General features: G+C 60.8%; 1 protein-coding gene. It reads right to left on the bottom strand.

Annotated elements, in window-relative coordinates; all coding sequences use genetic code 11:
• Positions 1-1,940 (bottom strand): transketolase (gene tkt / locus CZ787_RS04435; protein WP_176372171.1); only part of this gene is annotated, 1,940 nt, incomplete at both ends.

Raw genomic sequence — 1,940 nt, 5'->3', positions numbered from 1 at the left:
ATATTCTCAACCGTAAAGCCGAAGTGCTTGAACAGCTCACCCGCGGGGGCGGATTCGCCGAACGTGGTCATGCCGATCACACGGCCGTCCAGACCCACATACTTGTACCAGTAGTCGGCATGTGAGGCTTCAATGGCAATGCGTTTGGTGACCGCCCTGGGCAGTACGCTTTCCCGGTACTCGGCGTCCTGACCGTTGAAGCGGTAGGTCGACGGCATGGAGACCACGCGTACTGCTTTGCCCTGTGCTTCAAGCTCGGCGGCAGCATCCATGGCCAGCCCCACTTCCGAACCGGTGGCAATCAGGATCAGCTCGGGCGTACCGTCGCTGTCTTTTAGCACGTAACCACCACGCTGAATGGAAGCCAGTTGGGCTTTGGTGCGCGCCTGGTGCGGCAGGTTCTGACGCGACAGGATCAGCGCCGTGGGGCCAGAGTGACGCTTGATGGCCGCATCCCAGGCGGCGGCGGTTTCCACGGCGTCACAGGGGCGCCAGGTGTTCAGGTTCGGCGTCGTGCGCAGGCTGGTCAGCTGCTCGATGGGCTGGTGGGTCGGGCCATCTTCACCCAGGCCAATGGAGTCATGGGTAAATACGTAGATCGCCTGCTGACCCATTAACGCCGCCATGCGAACCGCGTTGCGCATGTACTCCATGAAGATCAGGAAGGTTGCACCGTACGGGACAAAACCACCGTGCAGGGCGATACCGTTCATTACCGCGCCCATGCCGAACTCACGTACGCCATAGTGCAGGTAGTTACCGCTGGCATCTTCCGGCGTAATCGCTTTGGCGCCCTTCCAGAAGGTCAGGTTGGACGGGGCAAGGTCTGCACTGCCACCCAGCAGTTCCGGCATTTTCGGACCAATCACGTTAAGCGCTTCCAGTGACGCTTTACGGGTGGCGATGCTGGCGCCTTTTTCCTGGGCCTGCTCGATGAGGGCTTCGGTCGGTATTTCAGCCGGCAGCTGGCCTTTCATGCGGCGCTTGAACTCCTGCGCCTCGGCCGGGAACGCCTCGGCATAGCGGGCAAAGCGCTTTTCCCACGCCTGCTGGCGGGTTTTACCTGCTTCACGCGCATCCCAGCCAGCGTAAACGGGCTCGGGGATATGGAACGGTGCGTGGGGCCAGTCCAGCTGCTTGCGCGCCAGGGCAACTTCGTCTTCGCCCAGCGGCGCGCCGTGCGACTCTTCCTTGCCCTGCTTGTTGGGCGCACCGAAACCGATAATCGTTTTACAGATAATCAGGCTGGGCTTGTCATCGTTCTGTTTGGCAAGTGCAATGGCGGCCTGGATCTCTTCCGGCTTGTGACCATCGACATTGGGCACCACGTGCCAGCCGTAGGCTTCAAAGCGTTTGGCGGTATCGTCGGTAAACCAGCCTTCCACTTCCCCATCAATCGAAATGCCGTTGTCGTCATAGAGCGCAATCAGCTTGCCCAGCTGCTGAGTACCCGCCAGCGACGCCGCCTCATGGGAAATGCCTTCCATCAGGCAGCCGTCACCCAAAAAGCACCAGGTGTGGTGATCGACAATGGTGTGGCCCGGGCGGTTGAACTGCGCTGCCAGGGTTTTTTCGGCAATCGCAAAGCCGACCGCGTTGGCAAACCCCTGACCGAGCGGGCCGGTGGTGGTTTCGATGCCGGGCGCGTAGCCAAATTCCGGATGGCCGGCGGTGGGCGAGTGCAACTGCCGGAAGTTTTGAAGCTGTTCCAGGCTTAACTCATAGCCGCTTAAGTGCAGCAGAGAGTAGAGCAGCATTGAGCCGTGGCCATTGGACAGCACGAACCGGTCACGATCGGCCCACGTTGGGTCTTCGGGGTTGTGCTTGAGGTGGTCATTCCACAGCACCTCGGCGATATCAGCCATGCCCATGGGGGCGCCAGGGTGGCCGGACTTGGCCTTCTGAACAGCATCCATGGAAAGGGCGCGAATGGCATTGGC

The organism is Halomonas citrativorans (assembly GCF_900163645.1).
Taxonomy (GTDB): Bacteria; Pseudomonadota; Gammaproteobacteria; order Pseudomonadales; family Halomonadaceae; genus Vreelandella; species Vreelandella citrativorans.
The sequence above is the reverse complement of the archived record's forward strand: the minus strand, read 5'-3'. Positions and strand labels throughout refer to the sequence as shown.